The 1,097-nt window shown below is 67.4% G+C and carries 2 protein-coding genes; both read left to right on the top strand.

Annotation, left to right across the window (positions count from 1 at the left end; all coding sequences use genetic code 11):
- Nucleotides 1-762: family 1 glycosylhydrolase (locus tag AB4Z38_RS25625; protein ID WP_441432325.1), on the top strand; the 762-nt coding region annotated here is incomplete at its 5' end.
- A gap of 19 nt (nucleotides 763-781) precedes the next feature.
- Nucleotides 782-1,097: sugar-binding domain-containing protein (locus tag AB4Z38_RS25630; RefSeq protein WP_441432326.1), on the top strand; the 316-nt coding region annotated here is incomplete at its 3' end.

Here is a 1,097-nt window from a genome sequence, read left to right on the forward strand (position 1 = left end):
AACGAGCCGAACATGCTCGCCATGATGGCCACCATGCGCCGGATGATGACGGCCGCCCCCGACGCCCAGCAGGACTGGCAGAGCCCCACCGTTGACCAGGATCCCCGGCCCCAGCTGCCACCGCCGGACCCGGAAATCGGCGCCCGCCTCGTCGAGGCGCACCGGGCCGCCCGCGACATCGTCCGCGCCCGCACGGACGCCAAGGTCGGCTGGACGATCGCGAACCGGGCTTTCGTCGCACGCGCCGGAGCCGAGGAAAAGAAGCGGGAACTCGAATACGTCTGGGAAGACCTCTACCTCCACGGATCAGCCGGCGACGACTTCGTGGGCGTCCAGTCATACTCAAGCCAATGGGTCAACGAACAAGGCATCGAACCACACCCCGACAGCCCTGAGAACACCCTGGTCGGCACCGCCTACCGCCCCGACGCCATCGGCATCGCGATCCGCCACACCGCCTCAGTCACCGGCGGGATCCCGATCCTCATTACCGAGAACGGCATCGCCACCGCCGACGACGACCGCCGGATCGCATACACCGGCGAAGCACTCCGCCACGTCTCCGAAACCATCGGCGAAGGCATCGACGTCCGCGGCTACCTCCACTGGACCCTTCTGGACAACTACGAGTGGGGCCACTGGGAGCCCACCTTCGGACTCATCGGCGTTGACCGCGAGACCTTCGCCCGCACCCCCAAACCGAGCCTCGCCTGGCTCGGATCCGTCGCCCGCGCCGGCGCGCTCACCGCCGTCGCCCGCTGATCCTCAAGGAGAATCTTCGATGCTGAAACCCCAGGCAACCGCCACCCGCGAACTCATCGGCCTGGACGGACTCTGGCTGTTCGCCCTCGACCACCAGCTCCAGCCTGAACCATGGAAGTCAACGCTTGAAACCCGTCTGGAAGCGGCCGTCCCGGCCAGCTACAACGACCTCTTCGCCGACCAGAAGATCCGTGACCATGTCGGCCTGGTCTGGTACCAGCGCACGGTCCGCGTACCGCGCGGCTGGTCGGAGCAGCGGATCATGCTCCGCTTCGACGCCGCAACCCACGCCGCCGCGGTCTACGTCAATGACACCCTGGTCGCGGAGCACGTCG

It is taken from the genome of Arthrobacter sp. 2RAF6, assembly GCF_052115205.1.
GTDB lineage: Bacteria > Actinomycetota > Actinomycetes > Actinomycetales > Micrococcaceae > Arthrobacter.